The organism is Erwinia sp. JUb26, from assembly GCF_003751505.1.
Taxonomy (GTDB): domain Bacteria; phylum Pseudomonadota; class Gammaproteobacteria; order Enterobacterales; family Enterobacteriaceae; genus Erwinia.
In genome coordinates this window covers 121,344-145,079 of the sequence record NZ_RJVB01000005.1, presented here as the reverse complement: position 1 = coordinate 145,079, position 23,736 = coordinate 121,344, and the positions used below count along the sequence as shown (strand labels likewise).

Annotated in this window: 17 protein-coding genes; 9 read left to right on the top strand and 8 right to left on the bottom strand. The window is 57.9% G+C overall.

The window, feature by feature from the left end; translation table 11 throughout:
• Positions 1–9: 9 nt before the first annotated feature.
• Entirely contained in the window at positions 10–1,149 is a 1,140-nt protein-coding gene (locus EC836_RS14285) for a tyramine oxidase subunit B (protein WP_123334221.1), read from the bottom strand.
• 168 nt (positions 1,150–1,317) lie between these two features.
• On the opposite strand from EC836_RS14285, the gene EC836_RS14280 reads away from it, so the two are divergent.
• The gene (locus EC836_RS14280; RefSeq protein ID WP_123334219.1) at positions 1,318–2,151 is read left to right on the top strand and encodes a helix-turn-helix domain-containing protein; all 834 of its coding nucleotides are present in this window, start codon (positions 1,318–1,320) and stop codon (positions 2,149–2,151) included.
• 193 nt (positions 2,152–2,344) lie between these two features.
• Positions 2,345–3,736 carry an APC family permease gene (locus tag EC836_RS14275; RefSeq protein WP_123334217.1) on the top strand — a complete coding sequence of 464 codons (1,392 nt, stop codon included), beginning with the start codon at positions 2,345–2,347 and terminating at the stop codon, positions 3,734–3,736.
• A gap of 1,060 nt (positions 3,737–4,796) precedes the next feature.
• Here the strand turns inward: EC836_RS14275 and EC836_RS25085 are convergent.
• Positions 4,797–4,931, bottom strand: a complete 135-nt coding sequence (locus EC836_RS25085) for a hypothetical protein (protein WP_255416844.1) — start codon at positions 4,929–4,931, stop codon at positions 4,797–4,799.
• Positions 4,932–5,369: 438 nt separating this feature from the next.
• Between EC836_RS25085 and EC836_RS14270 the strand changes: the two genes are divergently transcribed.
• From EC836_RS14270 to EC836_RS14250, 5 genes are all read left to right on the top strand, one after another.
• Positions 5,370–7,760: a membrane-bound PQQ-dependent dehydrogenase, glucose/quinate/shikimate family gene (locus tag EC836_RS14270; RefSeq protein ID WP_123334215.1), complete on the top strand. Its 2,391-nt coding sequence runs from the start codon at positions 5,370–5,372 to the stop codon at positions 7,758–7,760.
• 161 nt (positions 7,761–7,921) lie between these two features.
• Positions 7,922–10,111: a TonB-dependent siderophore receptor gene (locus EC836_RS14265; RefSeq protein ID WP_123334213.1), complete on the top strand. Its 2,190-nt coding sequence runs from the start codon at positions 7,922–7,924 to the stop codon at positions 10,109–10,111.
• A 37-nt stretch (positions 10,112–10,148) separates the two neighbouring features.
• Entirely contained in the window at positions 10,149–11,150 is a 1,002-nt protein-coding gene (locus EC836_RS14260; RefSeq protein WP_123334211.1) for an ABC transporter substrate-binding protein, read from the top strand.
• A 130-nt stretch (positions 11,151–11,280) separates the two neighbouring features.
• On the top strand, positions 11,281–12,771 hold the full coding sequence (locus tag EC836_RS14255; protein ID WP_123334209.1) for an MFS transporter: 1,491 nt from the start codon (positions 11,281–11,283) through the stop codon (positions 12,769–12,771).
• A 25-nt stretch (positions 12,772–12,796) separates the two neighbouring features.
• Positions 12,797–13,396, top strand: coding sequence for a TetR/AcrR family transcriptional regulator (locus EC836_RS14250; RefSeq protein WP_123334207.1), 600 nt, complete (start codon positions 12,797–12,799; stop codon positions 13,394–13,396).
• A gap of 52 nt (positions 13,397–13,448) precedes the next feature.
• On the opposite strand, the gene EC836_RS14245 is transcribed toward EC836_RS14250, so the two are convergent.
• The 5 genes from EC836_RS14245 to EC836_RS14225 all read right to left on the bottom strand — a co-directional run bounded on the left by EC836_RS14245 (position 13,449) and on the right by EC836_RS14225 (position 22,000).
• Complete coding sequence (locus EC836_RS14245) at positions 13,449–14,534, bottom strand: sensor domain-containing diguanylate cyclase (protein WP_123334205.1); 1,086 nt, start codon at positions 14,532–14,534, stop codon at positions 13,449–13,451.
• Positions 14,535–14,667: 133 nt separating this feature from the next.
• A complete protein-coding gene (gene fhuE, locus EC836_RS14240) occupies positions 14,668–16,833 on the bottom strand; it encodes a ferric-rhodotorulic acid/ferric-coprogen receptor FhuE (RefSeq protein ID WP_123334203.1) in 2,166 nt (721 codons plus the stop codon).
• Positions 16,834–17,213: 380 nt separating this feature from the next.
• Positions 17,214–18,230 carry an NAD(P)-dependent alcohol dehydrogenase gene (locus EC836_RS14235; RefSeq protein ID WP_123334201.1) on the bottom strand — a complete coding sequence of 339 codons (1,017 nt, stop codon included), beginning with the start codon at positions 18,228–18,230 and terminating at the stop codon, positions 17,214–17,216.
• Between the two features lie 363 nt (positions 18,231–18,593).
• Entirely contained in the window at positions 18,594–20,096 is a 1,503-nt protein-coding gene (gene proP, locus EC836_RS14230) for a glycine betaine/L-proline transporter ProP (RefSeq protein WP_199735186.1), read from the bottom strand.
• A 320-nt stretch (positions 20,097–20,416) separates the two neighbouring features.
• Positions 20,417–22,000, bottom strand: coding sequence for an EAL domain-containing protein (locus EC836_RS14225; RefSeq protein ID WP_123334198.1), 1,584 nt, complete (start codon positions 21,998–22,000; stop codon positions 20,417–20,419).
• On the opposite strand from EC836_RS14225, the gene EC836_RS24625 reads away from it, so the two are divergent.
• Positions 22,000–22,224, top strand: coding sequence for a hypothetical protein (locus tag EC836_RS24625; protein ID WP_148050378.1), 225 nt, complete (start codon positions 22,000–22,002; stop codon positions 22,222–22,224). The two genes, EC836_RS14225 and EC836_RS24625, sit on opposite strands and share 1 nt — an antisense overlap.
• 93 nt (positions 22,225–22,317) lie before the next feature.
• Positions 22,318–22,647: a DHCW motif cupin fold protein gene (locus EC836_RS14220; RefSeq protein ID WP_123334196.1), complete on the top strand. Its 330-nt coding sequence runs from the start codon at positions 22,318–22,320 to the stop codon at positions 22,645–22,647.
• Here the strand turns inward: EC836_RS14220 and EC836_RS14215 are convergent, their stop codons facing one another.
• Positions 22,648–23,685: an AI-2E family transporter gene (locus EC836_RS14215; protein WP_123334194.1), complete on the bottom strand. Its 1,038-nt coding sequence runs from the start codon at positions 23,683–23,685 to the stop codon at positions 22,648–22,650.
• Positions 23,686–23,736 lie beyond the last annotated feature (51 nt).

Genomic DNA, 23,736 nt, shown 5'->3' with positions numbered 1-23,736 from the left:
AAAATCGGTTCAGCTCAGCGCCGGGCTGTCCCACAGGTTCAGCTTGACGCCGATGTTGTTAGCCAGCGCATTGCGGTAAACCACCGTGCCCCAGGCCACATCCTCGACCGGCATTCCCCCGACCGACATAATGATGATCTCTTCGTCATTCAGGCGGCCCGGCGCGTCCCCGGCGATGATTTTGCCGATGTCTTCCAGCTGCTCGGGAGCCAGCTGCCCGGCGGCAAGCATGTCCATAAAGCGCACGCCGATAACCGGGATGGTATGGTGGGCGGGTTTGGGCACCTCTTCGTACCAGGCGTGATACAGGCCGGTGTTATCCAGCACCTTGCGTACCTCGGGCTGCTCCATCCCTTCGTCGATATTGCACAGCGCGGGCATCGCGAGGAACGCACCGGGCTTCACCCATTCGCGTTTCACGATCGGATAGGTCGCCGGATCGCCCACTTCGCCGGAGCTGCAGTAGGTGACGATATCGGATCCGCGCACCACCTCTTCGAGGGTATCCACCACCTTCACGGTGGCGATCTGCGGCCAGGTGGCGGCCACCCAGGAGATAAAATTATCCAGGCTGCGCTGCCCGCGCCCTTTCACCTTGATGGTATCGATCTGCGGGCAGACGGCGAGAAACGCGGCGACGGCGGTTTTGCCCATCACGCCCGGCCCCAGCAGGCCAATCACTTTGGAATCTTTACGCGCCAGATGACGGGCACCGACCCCCGGCACCGCGCCGGTGCGGTAGGCGGACAGCAGGTTAGCGGACATATGCGCCAGCGGCGCACCGGTGTCGGCGTCGTTGAGGGTGAACATCAGGATCGAGCGCGGTAACCCCTTCTGGCGGTTGGCGATGTTCGAGCCGTACCACTTCACTCCGGCAGTGCAAAAGCTGCCGCCGAGGTAGGCGGGCATCGCCATCAGACGGCGATCGGCCGTCGGTTTCGGCATGGTGGGAAACGGCGAGTTTTCAGGGAAGGTGACCATCGCGCCGTGGGAGTCGTTGTTGGCCCCGGCCATGCGATAGTCGCCCTGATACAGCAGGCCGAACATCTCCTCCATCGTATCGACACAGCTCGCCATATCGGTGACTCCGGCGCGGATCATGTCCTGCTCGGAAAGGTAGAGAAAATCAATTCTGGTGTTGTCGGTCATCTCGGTCGCCTCTGGAAAACGGGTGATAGCGCAGGAATTGCGTTTATGAATATCGTGCGGCTGCCAGGGCTGTATTGAATATTTGCGACACGCGCCGAAAAGCGCCAAAACGGAAGTGGCACCCCGATTGCATTGACTGACCATCATCATTGCTATGCGGGAATGCCTATGTCACACGATCTTGTCTGCGGCCAGAGCGCCGTTATCCAGCCGGAACAGCCGTGGTTTGTGCTTAGCGCAGCGCATCAGTATTCGCTGATGGCCTCCCGACATCCGGCCATTGCGCACTTCTACAGTTTTGACGTGGCGCACTCCGCCAGCCTGACGCTGGCGATCCCGGACGGCTGCGTGGATATCGTGTTTGACTGTGATGCGGTTAAGCCGGTCGCGCGGGTATGCGGCACCACGCTGGAGGCGCGCAGCGCGGAGCTCATCCGCGATCACCGCTACTTCGGCGTACGCTTCGCGCCGGGGGTGGTTCCGGACTTTCTCGATCTGGTGGCGGAGGAGTTAACCGACCGTGAGTTTAACTTTCTGGACGTGGTGCCGGATGCCCGGCTGGCCTGCGAGCAGATCCTGCGTCATTCGCAGTTCTCGCGACAGATAGAGTTGTTTAATCAGCACTTTACCTCGCGACTGGTGCGCAAGACGTCCGCCGTGACCGGGGTGAGTATTCAAACGATCCTGCGGCAAAAGGGCAATATTCGCATTGAGCAGCTGGAGTCGCTGACCGGCTACACCTGCCGGACCATTCAGCGCCAGTTCAGGCAGGATACCGGGATGTCGCCGAAAACCTTTGGCCGCATTATGCGCTGCCAGGCTGCGTTGAACAGCCTGCATCAGCAGGGCGCGGTATCGTTTTCCGACCTCGCGCTGGACCTGGGTTTCAGCGACCAGTCGCACTTCCTGCGCGAGTTCAAAAAACTGGTCAGCACCACACCGCTGGACTATCAGCGCCGCACGCTGCACGAGTCCTACAACGGTCGTATTCGTCATCACTGAGCCCCGGTCGTTAGCGCAAGGTTAGCGACCCGTTAGCAGAAAGTAGCACTGAAATGGTGCAGGTGTTGCACCGCCGTACTGTCCGATTTTTTCTATCGCCGCCCTCACCGCTGGGAAATGATGCATATCAGTTCCCAGCTCAGAAAAGCGCGCTTCTCTGAGTTCGATTTCACTCTGTAATAAGGCGCTGGCGATGAGTAACTCAAGCGGTTTACGAAAAAATACCCTCGGACTTTCCTCCCTGGTGTTCTTTGTTGTGGCGGCGGCCTCACCCCTTACCGGGGTCGTCGGCGGGCTGCCGGTGGCGATTTTCACCGGCAACGGCGGCGGCATACCGGTTGTTTATATTATCGCCTGCCTGATCCTGATGCTGTTTTCCGTCGGCTATCTGACCATGAGCCGCTACGTCACCGATGCAGGGGCGTTCTATACCTATATCTCGAAGGGGCTGGGCGAAAGCTGGGGCGCATCGGCTTCGATGCTGGCGCTGCTGGCCTATTTCTCGGTGCAGACGGCGATTATGGCGATGCTCGGTTTCTTCAGCAGCCTGTTCCTGGAACAGCATCTGGCCGCACACATTCCCTGGTGGGCACTGAGCATGCTGTTTGCGGTGATTGCCTGGGTGCTGGGCATCAAGCGGGTTGAGGTCGGCGGCAAGCTGCTGGGCGTGCTGATGCTGGCCGAGGTGGCGATTGTGCTGCTGACCGACGTGATGATTCTGTTGAAAAAGAGCGGCCCGCTGAACTTCAGCTCGTTTGAGCCCTCGGTGTTTATGCACGGCAATCTCGGCATTGCCTTTGTATTTTCCATCGCCGCATTTATCGGCTTTGAGTCCACGGCGATCTATGCCGAGGAGTGCCGCGATCCGAAGAAAACCATTCCGCGCGCCACCATTTGTGCGCTGGTGATTATTACCGCCTTCTTCTGTTTTACCAGCTGGTCGTTTGTGCAGGTCTACGGCTTTGAGCAGATTGCGGCGATTGCCAGTAAAGATCCCGGCAACTTCGTGTTTGATATCACCCGGCAGTACGTCGGCCAGTGGGCGGTTGAAACCATGTCGGTGCTGCTGATTACCAGCTTGTTTGCCGCCACGCTGGCCTTCCACAACAATATTTCGCGCTATATCTACAGCATCAGCCGCGACGGGTTGATCTGGAAGGAGCTGTCGGAGACGCATCCGACCAACGGAACGCCGCACAAGGCCAGCCATATGCACAGTGTGATTTTACTGCTGCTGCTGGTGGGGATGGGCAGTACCAATATGGATCCGATGGTGCATATTTTCGCCTTCGGTTCGGCGATTGCCACGCTGGCGATTCTGATGCTGCAGGTGGGGGTTTCGGCGGCGGTTATCGTGTTTTTCCGTTATCGCGTTAAGCATGATAACGGCGCGTGGCAGGTGTTCTGGGCACCGCTGCTGGCGATTATTTTTATGCTGATAACGATTGTGTTGGTGATTGATAATTTGCAGTTGATTAGCGGCAGTGATTCGGCGCTGATTAAGTTTATTCCGTGGTTTATTGCGGCCTGCGCCTGTGCCGGGTATGTGATGTCGGGGAGGCGTCGGGCGGCTCGACAAATCTAGTCGCTCATAAAACGGTGCCGGGTTCTCAGCCTCTGCCGGGGCTCCCGGGCGGTCCTCGCGTCACGCGCTGCGTGATGCCTTCGGTTTCAGCATCCGGCCGGGCGGACCGCCGAAGACGTGTCGTCCCTGACCCGACGTCGCCTGACACCGACGTCCTGTCGGTGTCTCCTGGCCAGCCGCTTCCACCTCAGCGCTGCGGATTGCCCGGTATCCCCTGCTGTGCACCTTCATGGGATTTTTGTCGCTGTATTAGAAGAGTTAAGGCTATGGCGTCCAGCATGGGAATTCGGAGAAAGTGTTCTACTGGACAGACAGCTCAATAGTCACGGCCTGCGCCTGTGCCGGGTATGTGATGTCGGGGAGGCGTCGGGCGGCCCGATAAATCTAGTCGCTAATAAAACCGTGCCGGGTTCCCAGCCTCTGCCGGGGTTCCCGGGCGGTCCTCGCGCCACGCGCTGCGTGATGCCTTCAGTTTCAGCATCCGGGCGGGCGGACCGCCGAAGACGTGTCGTCCCTGACCCGACTTCGCCTGACACCGACGTCCTGTCGGTGTCTCCTGGCCAGCTGCTTCCACCTCAGCGCTGCGTATTGCCCGGTATCCCCGGCAGATGCTGTGCACCTTCATGGGATTTTTGTCGCTGTATTAGAAGAGTTAAGGCTTGCTCGCAGGTTGTTTTTCTTATTCACATCTCGGACGAGTTGCGGTTACGGTGAGCAACCCGCAGCGCTGTCTAAATAAAGGGCATCAGGGTGGCTATACAGCCTGGCACAACACCAATTTCCATTTGATGACTGACACAGATGTTGTCTGATCTGAAGACAACTCAAAAGTCACGGCGAGGACGGGTGGCGGCTACGACGGGCAATCCGCAGCGCTGAGCGGAGAGAGGAAGCCAGGATAAGCCCGCAGGACGCGGGCGCAAGGCTCGGTCGGCACACGGATGTGCCGTCTGAGCCGGTCCGCCCGGCTGACGAACGACGTGAAGGGACCACGCAGAGCGTGGCGCGAGGACCGCCAGCCGTAGCCGCCACCCGCCCACGCAGGTACTCAGGCACCAGACTATACAAACCAGCCGAATTCACCCCAGACCTGCGGATTGTCCGGTCTCCCCAGCCGTAGCCGCCACCCGTCCACGCAGTCACTATCGCACCAGACGGCACAAACCAGCATTCCCCACGCATCATAATAATCCATGCGCCATTCTGTTGAGAGTAATGCGGAGTTTCTGAGGGGTTTTAATATAATCCCTCAGGTTTTCTATAACGGCAGATAATTATTTAACGGAACTCTCCATTTTGTATTTAATCAAAATGTGCTGTTTATTTATTTCATATTTAATTTGCTGTTTAACCGGGATTTTACGAAGTAATAACGGAGGGTGTTGCTAACAGGACGTTATTTATTCTCTGTATTTCTCACTGGCTATCTTTATTTTTCTCTGTGAAATATATCCAATAAAATATTCTCCTGCATTTTATAAGGGTTATATTTTCGTGCATCTCACTGGTTTGAAATGTATCTTAAAAATTATGGTATTTATTTACCATGTCTATGGCTTTCACTTGCGGACCGGCACACTCGTGTCGGTCAGAGTGGTTCTGTTATTTTAATAATTAAAAAGGGATTCTTCTCATGTCATCTACAGGTGGTTCAGGGGGGCGCGTGAATAAGTTTTTCCCAATACTGGTTCTGGTATTTGGATTACTTACCGCCGTCACCGGGATATATTTTCTGATTGGTGGATGGAAACTCGCCGCGCTGGGCGGGTCTTTGTACTATATCATCGCCGGCGTGGCCTATCTGCTTCTTCTGGTTATGCTGGTGCTGAAAAAGCGCCCCGGACTCACGCTGTCGATTGTTATATTCGTGGCGACGGCAGTCTGGGCCTTAATTGAGGTCGGCGGCGTGGCTTACTGGCCGCTGATGGCGCGTCTGGTGGTTCCGGCGATTATCCTGATGCTCAGCCTGTGGGTCTTTCCCGCGCTGGCGAAGGAAATCCGCCCCAAACGCGCGGTGCATCTCAGCGGCTGGGGCGTATTTGTCTGCCTGCTAGGCGTGCTGGCCGGTGCGTTTGTGCCGCACGGCAAGATCTATCATCCCGACGCGGCGGCCAGTCAGCCCGCGGCCCTGGACGGAGAATATAAGGCGCAGGCGGATCAGGACTGGGATCATCTTTCCCGCAACGCCAGCGGCACCCGTTTCGCGGCCGTTGACCAGATCACCCCGGAAAATGTGAATAAGCTGCAGGTGGCATGGACTTATCGCACCGGCCGCATCCTGGAAGGCAAAGTCGCCGGGGTTGATGAAAATACCCCGCTGCAGATCGGCAACGTGCTTTACACCTGTACGCCGCAGAATGTGGTCGCCGCCGTGGATGCCGATACCGGTAAATCAATCTGGCGGGTCGATCCGAAAGCCGCTGCTACATCGCACGTCACCTGCCGCAGCGTCGGCTACTACGACCTCGATAAAGATGCGTCACTTTCCAGTGAGGAAAAAGCGCAGTCACCCGCCGAGTGCCGTCGTCGTATCATCGTGACTACCATTGACGCCCGCATGATGGCGCTGGATGCGAAAACCGGCAGTGCCTGTACAGACTTTGGCAATGCGGGCACGGTCGATCTGCGTGTCGGCATGGCGCCGACGGAAAACGGTCAGGGTTACCATCCGAGCGGTACGCCGGTGATCATGGGCCACCTGACCGTGTTTGGCACCTGGATCCACGATCACTCGGATAACGACGCCTCGGGCGTGGTGCGTGCTTATGATGTGCGTAGCGGTGCGCTGGTCTGGTCGTGGAATGCCGAGGAAGATGCACCGGATGCGGTGAATCACACCGGCGGCACGCCAAACGTCTGGGCACCGGCGACCTACGATCGCGACCTGAATACGGTTTACCTGCCGACCGGCATGGGGCCGCCTGACTACTGGGGCGGCAAACGTACGCCGTCGGCCGAGAAGTTCTCTTCCGCCGTCGTGGCCGTTGATGCCACCACCGGTAAGACTAAGTGGATCTTCCAGACCGTACACCACGACGTTTGGGACTATGACGTGCCGTCGCAGCCGGTGATGTACGAGATGAAGAATGAGGAAGGCGAGCGCGTTCCCGTTCTGATTCAGACCACCAAAATGGGCCAGATCTTCGTGCTGGACCGTCGGACAGGTAAACCGGCCAGTAAGGTGGAAGAGCTGCCGGTGACCACCACGCCGACCGGGCAGAATGACCATATGTCGCCGACCCAGCCGTTCTCGACAAATATGCCAAGCCTGGGCCTGTCGACGCTGAAAGAGAGCGAAATGTGGGGGATCACGCCATTTGACCAGCTTGAGTGCCGCATCACCTTCAAGTCCGCGCGCTATAACGGCATCTATACGCCATCGGGAGAATCCGACTATATCCAGTTCCCAGGCACCTTGGGCGGGATGAACTGGGGCGGTATTTCCATCGATGAACGTAACGGCATGATGTACGTTAACGACATCCGCATGGGCAAAGTGATGGCGCTGAAGACGGAAGAGCAGGCCAAAACCTATAAAGGCTCGCCGATCCGCTCGATGCTGGCCAAACCTTACGTCGGTCTGAAATCGGACTTCTTTATGTCGTCGCTGGGCGTTCCCTGCCAGAATCCGCCGTTCGGTACGCTGAGCGCGATTGACCTGAATACCAAGAAGCTGGTGTGGCAGGTTCCGGTCGGCACCGTTGAGGACACCGGCCCGCTGGGGATGAAAACCCATCTGCCGATGCCAATTGGTATGCCGACGCTGGGCGGCCCGACCGCGACGGCCGGTGGCGTGGTGTTCTTCGCGGGCACCCAGGATAACTATATGCGCGCCTTCAACAGCAAAACCGGCGAAGAGATCTGGAAATACCGTCTGCCGGTTGGCGCGACTGCGTCTCCGCTGGTGTATAAGTCACCGCAGACCGGCAAACAGTACGTGGTCATTTCCGCCGGTGGCGCTGCGCATGCGGCTGAACTGGGCGATTATCTGATTGCCTTCTCACTGCCGGACAGCCAAAAGTAAGCAGAACTGAATGAGCAAACCGATGCCGCACTCCCGTGCGGCATTTTTTTTACTCCACCCTTACCCTGAGGCAATGTGGCGCCAAAGTGTGATCGTGATCACTAAATGTCCATAGTATCGATCGTAATATATCATTTTATATAACGACAGCTAACTCCTTAATGAAAAACATATTTTTCGGCGCGATTTTTGTCGCGCTGCCGGGCTTCGCTGCCCAAAATGCCGTATCTGCTACGTCCTCTGCCAGCACTGAAAACAGCAAAGAACAGCAAATCCTCGTCACCGCCAGCGCGCCTCGCGATCTGATCGATGAAAGCAGAGCCGGCGCTGGCTTCACCACCGCCGAGACCGATCTGGGGCCGCTGGGCAGTAAAGACCGGCTGGAAACGCCGTATTCCACCACCACCGTTACCCACGAAATGATTGATAATCAGCAGGCGAAAAGCGTCAGCGAACTGCTGAAGTATTCGCCCAGCACGCAGATGCAGGCGCGTGGCGGCATGGACGTCGGCCGCCCGCAAAGCCGCGGCATGCAGGGCAGCGTGGTGTCCAACAGTCGCCTGGATGGCCTGAATATTGTTTCTACCACCGCGTTTCCGGTAGAAATGCTGGAGCGGCTGGACGTGCTGAACAGCCTGACCGGTGCGCTTTACGGCCCGGCCAGCCCCGCCGGGCAGTTTAACTTCGTCGCCAAGCGCCCGACCGAGCAGACGCTGCGCCGCGTCACCCTTGGCTATCAGAGCCGTAACGCTTACAGCGGGCATATCGACCTCGGCGGCCATTTTGACGATGAGAATAAGTTCGGCTATCGCCTGAATCTGCTGGATGAAGAGGGTGAAGGCAACGTCGACGACAGCACCCTGCGCCGCAAGCTGGTGTCGCTGGCGCTGGACTGGAATATCAGCCCCGGTACGCAATTACAGCTGGATGCCAGCCACTATGAGTTCCTGCAAAAAGGCTACGTCAGCGGCTTCAGCTACGGCACTGGTATCGACCTGCCAAAAGCACCGAATCCGAATAACAAAAATTACACGCTGCCGACCACCGGTAACGATCTGACCACCGACACGATCAGCAGCCATCTGATCCACTACTTCGATAACAGCTGGTCGATGACCGCCGGCGTGGGCTATCAGCAGGCCGACCGCGCGATGCGTACCGTGTCGAACACCCTGACCAGCAACAGCGGAACCATCAGCCGCTCGGTGACCGACTCCGCCGCCGCAGGCCGCTTCCGCGTGCTGAGCAATATGCTGACGCTGAACGGTCACGTTGATACCGGCAGCATCGGCCACGATCTGGCCTTTGCCACCAGCGGCTACGTCTGGTCTATCTACTCGGCGAAGGGCAGCAGCCAGCGCTACAGCCTGGGCACTAGCAACTACTACGATCCGTCGGCAATGCAGGAGCCGGGCGACGGGCGGATCATCAACAGCGGCGCGCGCTACCGCACCAGCGTGACCAGTCAGCAGAGCGTAACCATCGGCGATACGCTGACCTTTAACCCGCGCTGGTCGGCGATGGCCTACCTTAGCCAGAGCTGGCTGGAAACCCGTAGCTATAACAACCAGGCGGCGAAAACCGACCAGGTTAACGAAGACGGACTCAGCCCGAACCTGGCGCTGATGTACAAAATCACCCCGTCGGTGATGGCCTATATCAGCTATGCCGACTCGCTGGAGCAGGGCGGCACCGCGCCGACCGGCCAGGGGGTGAAAAACGAAGGCACCACCCTCGATCCGTACCGCAGCGAGCAGTATGAAATCGGCCTGAAGGCGGATGTGAGCGGCATGAATCTGGGCGCGGCGCTGTTCCGACTGAAGCGTCCGTTTGCTTACGTCGATCCCGACGACATGGTTTACAAAGAGCAGGGCGACCAGCTGAATAAAGGGCTGGAGCTGACCGCCAGCGGCAATCTGTGGCAGGGGCTGAACGTCTACAGCGGCGTGACCTTCCTCGATCCGAAACTGAAAAACACCGTTTCTGAAGATACCAGTAACAAGCGGGTGGTGGGCGTGCCGAAGGTGCAGTCTAACCTGCTGGTGGAGTACAACCTGCCGTCTATGCCGGAACTGGTTTACAGCGCGAATCTGCACTACACCGGTAAGCGCGCGGCTAACAACACCAACAGCACCTGGGCCGGGAGCTATACCACGCTGGATCTGGGCACCCGCTACAGCACCCGCATAAGCAATGTTCCGGCCACGCTGCGCCTGATGGTGAATAACGTCACTAATGAGCGCTATTGGGCGTCGATCTTCCCTGGCGACACCGACGGCAGCGGCAGTTCCGCCAGCGCCTTTGCCGGTACCGCCCGCGAGGTTCGCGCGTCGGTGACGTTTGACTTCTGATAACCGAGGGGCGCGCCTGCGGGTGCGCCAGATAACGATGATTTCATTACTTCAACGGCGGGCGCTCAGGCTGCTGGCCATCATGCTGCTGCCTGCCGCCGTGGCTGCGGCGGAGCCTGCGGGGCACACCGCCATCCGCGTGGCCACGCCCTGGCCCGCGCAGACCGCGACGATTGCCATGCTCGGCTACAGCCAGAATCTGGTGGGGACCTCGGTGGTGGCAAAGCGTATCCCGCTGCTGCTGCAAAGCTATCCGGAGCTGGCGAGGGTGCCGATTATCAGCGCCAACAACGGCCACGAAATCAGCGCCGAACAGGTGATTGCGCTCAACGCCCAGCTGCTAATCGTGCCTGAAAGCATGCGGCTGGCGCAGCCGGAAGCGCTGACGGCGGCGGGCATTTACACGCTGATGCTCAAGTCGAACTCGATGGCTGCCCTGCGCGAACGGGTCACCCGCACCGCGCAGGCGCTGGGGCCGGATGCGGTGGCGGTGGATGCACGTTACCAGCAATATTTCGACCGCAACGTGGCGCTGATCCGTGAACGCCTGAAGGATTTGCCGCCGAGCGAACGCGTCTCGTTGTATCACAGCATGGGCAGCCCGCTGACCAGCAGCGGTCGGCCTTCGCTTAATCAGGACTGGATGGATCTGGCCGGGGCGCGCAACGTGGCGGAACCGTGGTTCGGGCAGCGGAAAAACAGCAACGGTGAAGTGTCGCTGGAGCAGGTGGTGGCCGCCAATCCGCAGGTGATTGTGGCGATGAACCACCGCGATGCGGAAGAGATCCTGCACTCCCCGGCCTGGCAGGGCGTGGCGGCGGTGCAGCAGCATCGGGTGTATACCAACCCGCAGGGAATGTTCTGGTGGTGCCGGGAAACCAGCGAAGCCGCGCTGCAAATTCTGTGGCTGGCGAAAACGCTCTATCCGGCGCGCTTTTCCGATATTGACATATATAAGGAAGTATTTGATTTTTATCATGACTTCTTCGATACCTCGCTGACCCCCGACCAGGTGACGGCGATTCTCAATCCGGTTTAGCTTCCACAGCCGTAAAAACTCCTCTTGATTTTGAGCGGGTGCTCAAGTAATTTCCCGGTCTTGAGCAACCGCTCAAAATTGCAGTGCGGCGCGAGGGCTGACGACCAGTGCCGCTCAGAGAGGGTTTCCAATGCACGTTAATAACCGCTGGCTGGTGCTGGCGATCGTCACCAGTACGCTATTTTTGATCGTCATCGATATGACGGTGCTGTACACCGCACTGCCGCGCATCATGCAGGATCTGGACGGTACGGCGGCGGATAAATTATGGATTATCAACGCCTACCCGCTGGTGGTGGCCGGACTGCTGCCGGGCGCGGGCATGCTCAGCGATCGCCTGGGCCATAAACGACTGTTTATCACCGGCCTGCCGCTGTTTGCCGTTGCCTCGTGGTGTGCGGCATTTTCACCCACCGCCGGGCTGCTGATTGCCTCCCGCGTGTTTCTGGCCGTGGGCGCGGCGATGATGATGCCCGCCACGCTGGCGATTGTGCGCCAGGTCTTTACCGATGAGCGCGAACGGGCGCTGGCCATCGGCATCTGGGCGGCGGTGGCGTCCGGTGCAGCGGCGCTCGGCCCGGTGCTGGGCGGGCTGCTGCTGGAGTACTTCTGGTGGGGATCGGTCTTTTTGATCAATGTGCCGGTGGTGATGCTGGTGCTGCCTTTCGCCTGCTGGCTGATCCCCCACTGCGGCGGCAACCGCCAGCGGCCTTTCGATCTGCTGGGTTCACTGCAAATTATGCTGGGCCTGGTCGGTGCGGTCTTTGCCCTGAAAGAGCTGAGCAATATCAACGCCTCGCTCTTTTCGGTTGTGGCTTCTGCCGCCGTCGGCGCGCTGTTCCTGACGTTGTTCGTGCGTCGCCAGCAGCGCGCCGCGCAGCCGATGATCGATTTCTCGCTGTTTCGCAACGGCGGCTTTTCCGGCGGCGTCATGATTGCCATCGTTTCAGGGGTTGCGCTGACCGGCGTTGAACTGGTGCTGACCCAGCGCCTGCAGCTGGTGCTGGGCCTGTCGCCGCTGATGTCGGCGCTGATGCTGCTGCCGCTGCCGGTGGCGTCGGTGCTGGCCGCTCCGCTGGCGGGTGTGTTGCTGCCGCGCTACGGTGAGCGTGCGGTGATCCTGTTCAGCTTTACGGTCTGCGGGCTGGGGATTATCAGCCTGCTGGCATTGTTTAACAGTGCGCTGGTCTGGCAGATGCTGGCGCTATTTGTTGCCGGGAGTGGTCTGGGCGCGATGTTTACCGCGGCCTCAACGTCCATCATGCTCAATACCCCGGAAGAAAAGGCCGGTATGGTGGCGGCGATTGAGGATGTATCCTGGGAGCTGGGTGGCGTGCTGGGCGTGACGCTACTGGGCGGGATGATGACCGCCGTTTACAGCTACGGCCTGACTTTGCCGGATGGATTAGTTCACGGGGAAGCGGCTTATGATAGCATTGACGAAGCCCTGCGCATTGCCGCCGGTATGGGGGTAGAGCGTGCTGACACGCTGATTGGCCTGGCACAGAACGCCTTCGATCGCGCCTATCTTGCCGTGCTGAGCAGCGCCGCAGTGCTGCTGTTGATCGCTTTTCTGGTTCTCCGGAGGGTGCTGCGTCCGGCTCATTGCCCCGGACAATAAATTCAGATGTGACACGGAATAAGAGATGAAAGAAACGGCGGAAGAGCTGAGGGCCAACATTCTCAGCAGCGCGATTGCGTTATTTATTGAGAAAGGCGTGGAAAAAGTCACCACGCGTGAACTGACCGAGCGCGTGGGGATCTCCCGTAGCCATATCTATCACTATTTCCGTGACTGGCAGACGCTGTGCCTGGAGGCGCTGACCGTCTATATGCAGGCCGATCTGGATAATCTGAAGGCGCGGGTTGCCGGCCTGCCTGCCAGAGAGCAGCTGCGTTTACTGATTAACAACTATCTTCCCGAGGTGCAGGATGCGGTCTGGCAGCTGTACGGATCGCTGTGGCAGCTGGCCGTGCATAATGAAGACTATGCCGCGCTGGCCCGGCTGATGGTTGACCGATGGCAGCAGCTGATGGCCGATATCATCGCGGCGGGCATCGACGAAGGCATGTTCAGCAGCCGCGACCCGGCGCGCATCACCCGCCAGCTGGGCGCGATCGTTAACGGCTACAGCGATCTGCTGATTGTCGAGCCTTCCGCCAGTGCGCGGCAGCAGGCGATGGAGGATATCGATGCCTTTATTGCGCAGGTGCTGCTGACGCCTCCGGCGGCGGCCAGTCGGTGACCCCGCTGGCGTGCAGCCTTCATCGCCGTTCAGAATGCGCTACGGCCAGATGTTATTGATTCACCGCTGCGTTTTCCGGCGCGGGCCGCCACAGCTGAACGCCGTTTCTGCCCGCGCGCTTCACGCTGTACAGGGCCAGATCGGCGCGGCTTAACCACTGCTGCAGGCTTTCCGCCTCGCTGGCGGCGGCAATGCCGATACTGATCGAGCAGTGGAAATCCGCCGAGGCAGGTAGCCGCAGCTGGGTAATCTTCTGCTGCAGGGTTTCGGCGAGTGTGAGGATCCCTACCTCATCCGCGTCGTGAACGATAACCCCTAATTCATCACCGCCAAACCGCGCCGGAATATCCTGCTCACCCGCTTCGTTGCGCAGCAGCGCGGAAATTTCCGCCAGCAGAAAATCCCCCGCTTCGTGACCAAAGGTGTCATTCACAGTTTTGAAGTTATCCACATCGAGCAGCAGCAGCCAGGCGCGGCACTCACCGCGCCGGGTGCGTAAATATTCACTTTCCAGCCGGCGATCGAACAGACGGCGGTTGGGAATGCCCAGGCTGGGATCCATCAGCGAGATGCGTTCCAGTTCGCGATTTTTACGCCGCAGCGTTAGGGTCAATTTATAAGAAACGGCACTAAGCACGAACATGTACCCAGCGGCCAGCGGCAGGGTTAACCAGACTGTACGGGTACTAAAGCTGGTCTGCCACGGCATGCCGTTCAGCATCCACATCGGGATAAAGATCAGTAAAAACGCCCGCATGGCGGACTGCAGCTGCAGCCAGCCGCCCACGGCGTAGCGATCGGAGGCCAGCACCGCGATGATAATCAGCGACGGCATCGGGCTGATGCCCATCATCGCTACCCAGAAACCGCCAAGGGCCGCATCGATGGTCAGATTACGCCGCTCGCTGGCGGTGGGATCGGCGGAGGACATCGCCACGCGATAAGCCACCCAGGGCCAGACAAAGGCGTTGATAAACAGCAGGACGTAAAAGGCGTTGCCTTTTTGTAGTTCCAGCAGCACCGAGATAATCGGATTAAAACAGAGAAATGTGCCCAGCTGACGCATGGCAAACATGCGGCGGATAAAGCGCGTTGAGCGCATTTTCAGATGGCTGTGATCGGGTGAATTATAGTGCATGAATAAGCAGTGTTTATCCGGTCCATGGTGCAGTGTATCGGGAAACCAATAACGCGGATCGTTTTTTTGCTAATCAGGATAAGAAATGCCAGCCGCCGTAGCGGACTGGCATCAAAAGGCAGGTTTTACCGCATCAGAAATTGTAGTTAGCCGAGACGGAGAAGTTGCGTGGCGCACCGTAAACGGCGTAGGTGCCCAGGTAGTCGTAATACTCTTTATCGAACAGGTTGTTGATGTTGGCCTGCACGGAAAGCTGTTTGGTCACCTGGTAGCGGCTGAACAGATTCACCAGCGTGTAGCTGCTCTGCTCGACCTGCGTTGAACCCAACGGCCCGGCGACGTTGTCCTGCCAGGTGTGGTTCTGCCAGTTCACGCCGCCGCCGACGGTCAGATCCTGCAGCATCGGCAGGCGGTAGCTGGTGAACAGCTTCGCCGTGGTGCGCGGCAGTTCAGGTTTTACCGCCGTGCCGTCACGCTGCTCGGCGATATAGCGCGATGCGCCAAAGGTCATCTGCCAGTTGTCGGTCAGCGCGCCGTTCACTTCAAACTCAACGCCACGGCTGACAGAATCCACCGCCTGATAGGCGTACTCGGTGGTGCCGGTAATAAAGCCGTAGGTGTTCACGCCGAGGTTATTCTGCTCGGTGCGGAACACGGACAGGGTGGCGGTCAGGCGGCTGTTTGCCCAGTCACCCTTCAGGCCGGCTTCATAGCTCTTACCGGTAACCGGGTCGAGGTAGCTGGCGCTGGCGTCGCGCGAGCTTTGCGGCTGGAAGATGGTGGTGTAGCTGGCGTACGCTGAATACGTGTCGTTAATGTCGTAAGTCAGACCGGCATAAGGCGCGATTTTATTGCTGTCTTTATCGCCGGAGGTCCCACGTGCGCTCCACTGGGTATAGCGCGCACCAACCAGCAGCGACAGCGGATCGGCCAGCGAGAAGCGTGCGGCAGTGTAGGCAGATTTCTGGCGAATGGTATCGTCATCTTCCACCGTCCAGTCGTTCCAGTCACCCTGAGGCGTGTTGCCATCCCAGTTGTTGTAGTCACCGTTGTAGGTCATGCCGTCAAAGAACGTGTTCATGAAGTAGTTTTTCTGGCGGCTGTAGCTGCCGCCGAGCATCAGCTCGTGGCTGCGGCCAAGCAGTTCAAATGGCCCGTTGGCATACACATCAACCGAGTCTACTTTACGCGTGCCTTTGTTCCAGCCGCTGAAGAGGTAGGCACCCTGACCGGTTTGCTGATCCGGGTAGCCGTACGGGTACATCAGCTTGCTGTCGAAGGTGGTTTTGCTGTGGCTGCCGTTAATCTGCGCCTGCCAGCCGTTATCAAACCTCTGCGTCAGGTTAGCGTAGACTTTGTTGCTCTGTTTGTCGGTGTAGGACCAGTCCGGCGCGGCGTTAAAGCTGCGGTCGTAATGGGTGCGCTCGCCGTTGCTGTACCAGGTCGGCAGCCCGCCCCAGCTCGGGTCGCGGGTTTCAGTCTGCTGGAAGTCCCAGCCGAGTGAAAGAGTGGTGGAATCGGTCAGATCGGCATCCACGATAGTGCTCAGGAAGCGCTTACGGTTGTGGTAGCGGTCCAGCCAGCTGTCGTTTTCCTGATAGCCGCCGATGGCGCGAGCACGCACGGTACCTTCTTCGTTTAGCGGCACGGTGACATCGCCAACATAGCGCTGTTTGTCCCAGCTGCCGGTTTCCGCAGACAGGCTGCCGGTCAGCTCTTTGCTGTCGGCGTGTTTACGCACCATGTTAACGGAAGCCGAAGGATAGCCGGAACCGGTGCTCAGGCTGTTAGCTCCACGAATCACTTCAATACGGTCGTAAATGGCGGTATCGGAGGCGTTATCGCCGAAGTCCCAGATATCATCCACCACGGTTGGGATGCCGTCGAACAGGTAGTTATTGATCAGATAACCACGTGACCAGTAAGAAGAGCGGTTGGAGTCGATATTAAACGCGGAGATACCGGTGGTATTGGTCAGCACGTCACCGACGCTTTGCAGCGCCTGATCCTGCATACGCTGTTTGCTGACGATGGTCGCCGACTGCGGAATGTCACGCAGCGCCAGCGGCATTTTAGTCCCGGCGGTGGTCACCGGAACGCTGTAGTCGGTATCGGCGGTTGGCGATGCTGCGCCGTCGTCAGCCTTCGCTTCTACGGTCAGGGTGTTTTCACTGGTCTCGGCGGCAAATACCGGCTGAAGTGCGGTAAGCACCAGCAGGGCGGCCAGAGTAGGTTTAAACAGGGAACATGCAGATGAATCTGCTGTACGGTGTTGCGGCAGGGTACGCGAAGAAGACAAAGTCGAGCCTCATTTATCAGTAATTTATTGACGCTTTTCCCGCACCGCGCGCTTTAAAATCCCAATAAATGGAAGGTCATTCTGGCGTGTTAATTTGTCCCTGTATTAACCGGTGAGGCGCATTTACGGCCCATTCCGCGCCGTAGTTCTCATCTTTATTAAAAAAGAGAATGAGAACTATATGTATTAGCGTTGTGCCTGTAAATGATTATCAGGCGCGAACGACAATTAAAGTTTCGGTTAGTTCCAGAATAACGAAATCTTAACAGTTGCCGTGAGGGCGAAATAAAAAAGCCACCTGCAGGAGGTGGCTGAAAGAAGGGAGTGCGCCGATAGGTTTACAGCGGCTGCGAGCCCGTGGGGCGGCAGTGGCGCAGCGATCAGAAGTCGGCTTTCAGCACCACGCGGAAATCGGCTTTACCGGCGCGCACGTGGTCCAGCGCATCGTTGATTTTCGACATCGGGAAGAATTCCACTTTTGGGGCAATATCGCGGCGCGAGGCCAGCTTAAGCAGCGAACGCAGCTGGCCCGGTGAACCGGTAGACGAGCCGGTAATCGCCTTATCGCCCATAATCAGGTCGAATGCGCTCACCTGGAACGGCTTCATCACCGCACCCACCGTGTGGAACTTACCCTGCGGTGCCAGCGCATTGAAGTAGGGCTGCCAGTCGAGGTCAACGGCGACGGTGCTGATAATCAGATCGAAACGGCCTGCCAGCGCCTTCAGTGCCTCAGGATCGCGGCTGTTCACCACCTCGTCTGCGCCCATGTCGAGGATCGATTGCTTTTTGGCCGGCGTGGAACTGAACGCCACCACTTCGGCACCCATCGCGCGCAGAATTTTAATCGCGATATGGCCCAGACCGCCGATGCCGATCACTCCGACCCGGCTGGTAGCGGTGATATTGCTCATCAGCAGCGGTTTAAAGACCGTGATGCCGCCGCACAGCAGCGGACCGGCGCTGGCCGCATCCAGGCTCTCCGGCAGCGGGATCACCCACTGCCAGTCGGCACGCAGCTTCTCGGCAAAGCCGCCGTGATTCAGGATGGTCGGCGTGCTGCCCTGCTGGCAGTTAACCTGCTCGCCGTTGATGCAGGCATCGCAGTGCTGGCAGCTTTTGGCCGTCCAGCCAATGCCAACACGCTGGCCGATTTTCAGGCCTTTGGTTTGTGCGGCTTCGCCGAGGGCCGCCACACGACCAATTACTTCATGCCCGGCGATAGTCGGGAACTGAGAAATACCCCACTCGTTATCGATCATCGACAGGTCAGAGTGGCAGACGCCGCAGTATTCCACTTCGACTTCCACTTCCTCTGCACCCAGCGCACCGGCTTCGTACTCGTACAGTTCCAGAGCCTGTCCTGCTGCCAGTGCCGCATAGCTTTTGATTTTCATGTTTCTTACCTCAGATTCAGTTTTCGGTCGAAGGGCAAGTGTAGCCGTTTAGTGAGTCAAAATGGTGTCTGCGCCGCACGTAAGGTTTATCTGAACAACTGACTGCGGGGAAAGTGGGCAACAGCGCGATATTTCACACTGTCTGGCCCGCATAAATTACGGTTCGGGCCATAGTGGAAAACTAAGCGGGTTGGGAATACTACAGCCTTGCGCCATTATGCTGACATACTGTGATCGGCACAGCGACGATGTTCACCAAACGAATGTGTTCATGCAGCGTGAACGCCAGGATGTCGTGAACAAAAAAGGGTGTAGCTGGCTACACCCTGGGGAGGGACGGCCGGCTGCGCACCGGCCGTTAAGTTACTCGTTAATACGTGGATGCTGGTCGATCAGACGCGAACGCTTCGCTTCCAGTTCGGCAATCTGATCGTTGATGTCTTCGATCTTCTGCTCGATATTGTCGTGATGCTCCTGCAAAATTTCCTTCGCCTCGGTGATATCCGACGCCGCCGGCGTCGCACCGCGCAGCGGCATATTCGCCGTCTCTTTCATCGTCAGGCCGGTCACCAGACCAATCACCGCGACGACCATCAGGTAATAGGCCGGCATATACAGATTGCTGGTTGTTTCAACGAGCCACGCCGCCAGCGTTGGCGTCAGGCCCGCAACCAGCACTGAAATATTGAAGGCGCTGGCTAAGGCGCTGTAGCGGATATGGGTCGGGAACATCGCTGGGAGCGTTGATGCCATTACGCCGGTGAAGCTGTTGAGGATCACCGCCAGCAGCAGCAGACCGGCAAAAATCAGCCCCATCACGCCGCTGTTAATCAGCATGAAGCAGGGAATAGCCAGCACCAGCAGCGCGATACTGCCGATAATCACAAACGGACGACGGCCAAACTTATCGCTCATCAGCCCCATCACCGGCTGCACAAACAGCATCCCCAGCATGATGGCGATAATAATCATCACCCCATGATCTTCCGAGTAGTGCAGGTTGTGCGACAGGTAGCTCGGCATATAGGTCAGCAGCATGTAGTAGGTGACGTTGGTGGCAATCACCAGGCCAACGCACGACAGCAGACTGCGCCAGTGTTTAGTGGCAATCTCTTTGAAGGAGATTTTCGGGCCATCGGCCAGGCCTTCACGGTCGCCCTGCTCCAGTTTTTCAACGTGCTGCTGAAACGCCGGGGTTTCTTCCAGCGCGTGACGCAGATACAGGCCAATAATGCCCAGTGGCAGCGCAACGAAGAACGGGATACGCCAGCCCCAGTCGAGAAACTTCGCTTCACCGATCACGGTGGAAATCAGTACCACCAGGCCCGCACCCAGCACGAAACCGGCGATCGAGCCGAAGTCCAGCCAGCTGCCCATAAAGCCGCGTTTGCGGTCCGGGGAGTATTCAGCAACAAAAATCGATGCACCGGTATATTCGCCACCCACCGAGAAGCCCTGCGCCATTTTACAGAGCAGCAGCAGGATCGGTGCCCAGATGCCGATAGAGGCATGAGAAGGGATCAGACCAATACAGAAGGTACTGACCGACATAATGATAATGGTGATGGAAAGGATTTTCTGGCGACCGTATTTATCGCCCAGTGCACCAAAGAACAGACCGCCAAGCGGGCGGATCAGGAACGGCACCGAGAAGGTGGCCAGCGCAGCGATCATCTGCACGCCGGGATCGGCTCCGGGGAAAAATACCTGGCCAAGGGCATAGGCAACAAAGCCGTAAACGCCGAAATCGAACCATTCCATGGCGTTACCCAGTGAGGCCGCGGTAATCGCTTTGCGTAACCGACTGTCGTCGATGATAGTGACGTCTTTTAAACCAATTGGTTTGACACGCTTCCTACGTGAAATCATATAAAGCACCCTGTAATTTTCTGATTCTAATCCCAAAATTCCGACATCACCGCGTGGATCAGAAGAGCTGACGGCGCGATAATGTGGGAAAAATCCTGCGGCAAAATGCGTCCGCGACGGGCTTCAATGGCGTACTTACACGGCCCAATCACGCACTTCGCCACCACTTAGTATATCTCGTCTGCGCGATGTCGCATTTTTTCGGGAAAAAATATCAGAAATTGTTATCAGGCGGATGTACAGCAGAACGGGCCGTTGGTGGGCGATCGAGCGCCGATATCGGCACCCGACCTGGTGAATATTCCAGCGTATGGGGATTAACCGGCGGGCGTAGCTTGTGGCACCGTGCCGTTGTGCTGTTGCAGCCATTCGGACAGTGCCGCGCTGTCCATCGGGCGGGCGAAGTAGTAGCCCTGAATAAACGTGACGCCGTGATTTTGCAGATAGCGCAGCTGCATTTCGTTTTCCACACCTTCCGCGACCACCTTCAACGCCAGTTTGTCGGCGAGGGAAATAATCGCATCCAGCACCGGGGTTTCGCCATCAACGGATTCAATGGTGTTCACGAAGCCGCGATCGATTTTCAGGTAATCCAGCGGGAAGGTTTGCAGGTAGGATAGCGCGCAGTGGCCGGTGCCGAAATCATCAATGGCAATGTTGATCCCTTCACGGCGCAGCTCGGCCAGCCGCTGGGCAACCATGCGATCTTCATTGATCAGGCTGCGTTCCGTCAGTTCGAGGGTGATCGTCGGCTTAAGATGATCCATCCCGGCGGCAAAGGCGCGAATATCGGCCAGGAAATCGTCATGCTGCAGATGATCCGCTGCCAGATTAACGCTGATATGAAAGCCCGGATCCAGCTGCCACCCGGCGGTGTCGCGGATGACCATCTCTAACAGATGGCGGGTCAGCGGCACAATCATGCCTTCGGATTCGGCAGCGGAAATAAACACGTCCGGCCGCACCCAGTGGCCGTCGGGGCGCTGCCAGCGCAGCAGTGCTTCGGCCCCGCTATATTTCTGCGTTTGCAGATTAAACACCGGCTGATAGTGAACGGAGAATTCATTACGGGCAATACCGCGGCGGATCTCATCGCGGAACGAGCCTTTGCGTTTCAGCCAATTGCTGGTCAGCGCAACAAACAGCAGGGAAAGGATCAGCGCCATGGGCATCAGGCTGAACAGCACCTGACGCCAGTTATTGAACAGCTCGCTGCGGGAGGAGGTGACGTTCAGGGTAATGGCATAGCGCTCTGAGTGGGTGTTAAGCGTGAAGTTGCCCCACTTTTTATCGTGCTGGCGAGTGGCCGGAACGCCGCTGAACATGGCAAATCCATCGCCAAATTTCATTGAAATATCGTAGTTGTGCCGCATACCGGCCGCCCAGATAAAATCAATCAAATACTGCCCGTCCACCAGCGCATAGCTGGCAAATCCGTCGCGGTCTTCATGCATAAACAGCACCGCAGGACGGTTGTTAACCCCGCGGGTTCCGGCGACGGAAAGGCTCCACAGGTCTTTATGATCCGGCGGTAACGGGCGGTGAATAATGTCTTCTATCGAGTCCTGGCGTTCGCCAAAGGAGGATGAGCAGGTGACGTTATCATCCTGAACCAGGCCCACTGAGCGAAAGTAGGGCTGTAGCGATCCATACTCGCGCAGCTCGTCTTTGATATCCGCGCAGCGATGATTTTTGAATTCCTGCAGGGAGGCGGTCATCACCCTTGCCCTGTCGCTGATATTTTCCGCCTGGGACATCAGCATTGAGCTGGTCAGGGTCAGCTGCCGCTTCACCATTTGTCGCGCTTCCAGCAGCGTGAACATCAGGCATAGCAGGATCGGTATCAGCCCTGCGGCGACCAGCCAGCGATGATCGTGCCTGGGTTTTTCAGTAGCAAGCAATGTGTTCTCCTGTTGATATTGGCGGCGGTAAAACAACAGCAGCAAAAATATTAATGAGGAAAGTGAGTATTATGGCAGCAACTTTACGTTGCTGCGCGGCGGCAGTCGCTGATTTAAGGAGAAAAATTCGCCTTAAGGGGGAAGTCAATGCCTGGATTTCTTATCCTGCATTTTACGCGATCGGCTATGGGCCATTTATTGTTGAAATCGACCTTTCCCGCTGAAAATCCCTCGCTAGCGGATTTTTTCGCCGGAAAGCAGTGTGCATGATCGAAAAAACCGGGTAATTTCAATGTTTAACCCCATGGAGTTTGGCAATGAAATTAAGCGATATTCCTTTTGGCACAACGGACTGGGCAACGATCGAGGCAACGGAGCATCCGGGCGAAACCGGCAGTGCACGGTGGCGGACGCAGCAGTTTGGCGAGGTGCGCGTGCGTCGGGTGGACTATACCCCCGGCTATCTGGCCGATCACTGGTGCAGTAAAGGGCATATTCTGCTGTGCCTGTCCGGGGAGCTGCATACTGAACTGGACGATGGCCGCATCTTTACCCTGCGAGCGGGGATGAGCTATCAGGTTGCGGATAACGCCGAAGCGCACCGTTCCTGGACCGAGAACGGCGCGCAGCTGTTTATCGTCGACTGATTATTTGGCCGGGCGGCCATTACCCAGCAGTATCGCCAGCTTGCTACCGCCCGGCGTCGTTTCCATTAAAATCTTGCAGACGCTGGTCAGTGGTACGGAAAGCAGCATGCCTACCGGGCCGAGCAGCCAGCCCCAGAAAATCAGCGATAAAAAGACCACCAGGCTCGACAGTCCCAGCCCGCGCCCCATCAGCCGTGGCTCCAGCATATTGCCGCACAGCATATGGATAGCGATAAACAGCGCGGCCACCAGCCCGGCATCCAGCGGCGTGTTCAGCAGCAACGCCTGCAATACCGGCGGGATCCCGGCAATCACCGGGCCGATGTTGGGAATATAGTTAAGCAGGAACGCCACCGCCCCCCACAGCAGGGCAAACTTCACCCCCAGCGCCAGCAGCACCAGCCAGACGGCGAAGCCGGTAATCAGGCCAATCAGCGTTTTTAACGCCAGATAATGCGTCACGCCCTTCAGCGCCCGGTGCAGCCCGGCAATGCGGATTTGCGGATTCACCAGCGCGTTGCGCAGCTTATAGGGCAGATGATGCACCTCAAACAGCATAAAAATGACCGTCATGACTACCAGGACCAGCTGGGTCATCGCGCCGGAAATCTGCGTAAACATACTGGTGGCGACGTTGACCATCGCGCCCGGATCGAGCCGCTGCATCAGCGATTCGCTGGAAAGCCGGATATGAAAGCGCGCGGCGGCGTGTTGCAACACCGCCAGCTTTTGCTCCGCCTGCGACTGAAGCTGCGGATAGATCGTGCTGAACTCATCCGCCGAGCTGGCGATCATGCCGACCAGCATGGCGAGAATCAGCAGGATCACCACCACCACCAGACTGATGGCCATGCCGCGGCGCAGGCCACGGCGCATCAGCGCGGTCACCAGCGGATTCAGAACGATGGCGAGGAACAGCGCCAGCAGGAAGGGCACTACGATCTCTGCCGAAAGCTTCAGCCCGGCGAGGATAACCACCAGGGTGGCCAGTTTTAGCAGGATGTTCTGCCCGATTTTCTCCTGTGGCAGTGGACTCATTGCGCCTCCGTTATTGACTGCTGTGCAGCAAGTGTAGCGGCTGCGGCAGTG

Coding starts and splice junctions, on each gene's coding strand:
- EC836_RS14250 (WP_123334207.1), top strand. CDS start 12,797: ATGAAAGAAACGGCGGAAGAGCTGAGGGCCAACATTCTCAGCAGCGCG.
- EC836_RS24625 (WP_148050378.1), top strand. CDS start 22,000: ATGTGTTCTCCTGTTGATATTGGCGGCGGTAAAACAACAGCAGCAAAA.
- EC836_RS14280 (WP_123334219.1), top strand. CDS start 1,318: ATGTCACACGATCTTGTCTGCGGCCAGAGCGCCGTTATCCAGCCGGAA.
- EC836_RS14245 (WP_123334205.1), bottom strand. CDS start 14,534: ATGCACTATAATTCACCCGATCACAGCCATCTGAAAATGCGCTCAACG.
- EC836_RS14215 (WP_123334194.1), bottom strand. CDS start 23,685: ATGAGTCCACTGCCACAGGAGAAAATCGGGCAGAACATCCTGCTAAAA.
- EC836_RS14260 (WP_123334211.1), top strand. CDS start 10,149: ATGATTTCATTACTTCAACGGCGGGCGCTCAGGCTGCTGGCCATCATG.
- EC836_RS14255 (WP_123334209.1), top strand. CDS start 11,281: ATGCACGTTAATAACCGCTGGCTGGTGCTGGCGATCGTCACCAGTACG.
- EC836_RS14275 (WP_123334217.1), top strand. CDS start 2,345: ATGAGTAACTCAAGCGGTTTACGAAAAAATACCCTCGGACTTTCCTCC.
- EC836_RS14235 (WP_123334201.1), bottom strand. CDS start 18,230: ATGAAAATCAAAAGCTATGCGGCACTGGCAGCAGGACAGGCTCTGGAA.
- EC836_RS14220 (WP_123334196.1), top strand. CDS start 22,318: ATGAAATTAAGCGATATTCCTTTTGGCACAACGGACTGGGCAACGATC.
- EC836_RS14270 (WP_123334215.1), top strand. CDS start 5,370: ATGTCATCTACAGGTGGTTCAGGGGGGCGCGTGAATAAGTTTTTCCCA.
- EC836_RS25085 (WP_255416844.1), bottom strand. CDS start 4,931: ATGGATTATTATGATGCGTGGGGAATGCTGGTTTGTGCCGTCTGGTGC.
- EC836_RS14265 (WP_123334213.1), top strand. CDS start 7,922: ATGAAAAACATATTTTTCGGCGCGATTTTTGTCGCGCTGCCGGGCTTC.
- EC836_RS14285 (WP_123334221.1), bottom strand. CDS start 1,149: ATGACCGACAACACCAGAATTGATTTTCTCTACCTTTCCGAGCAGGAC.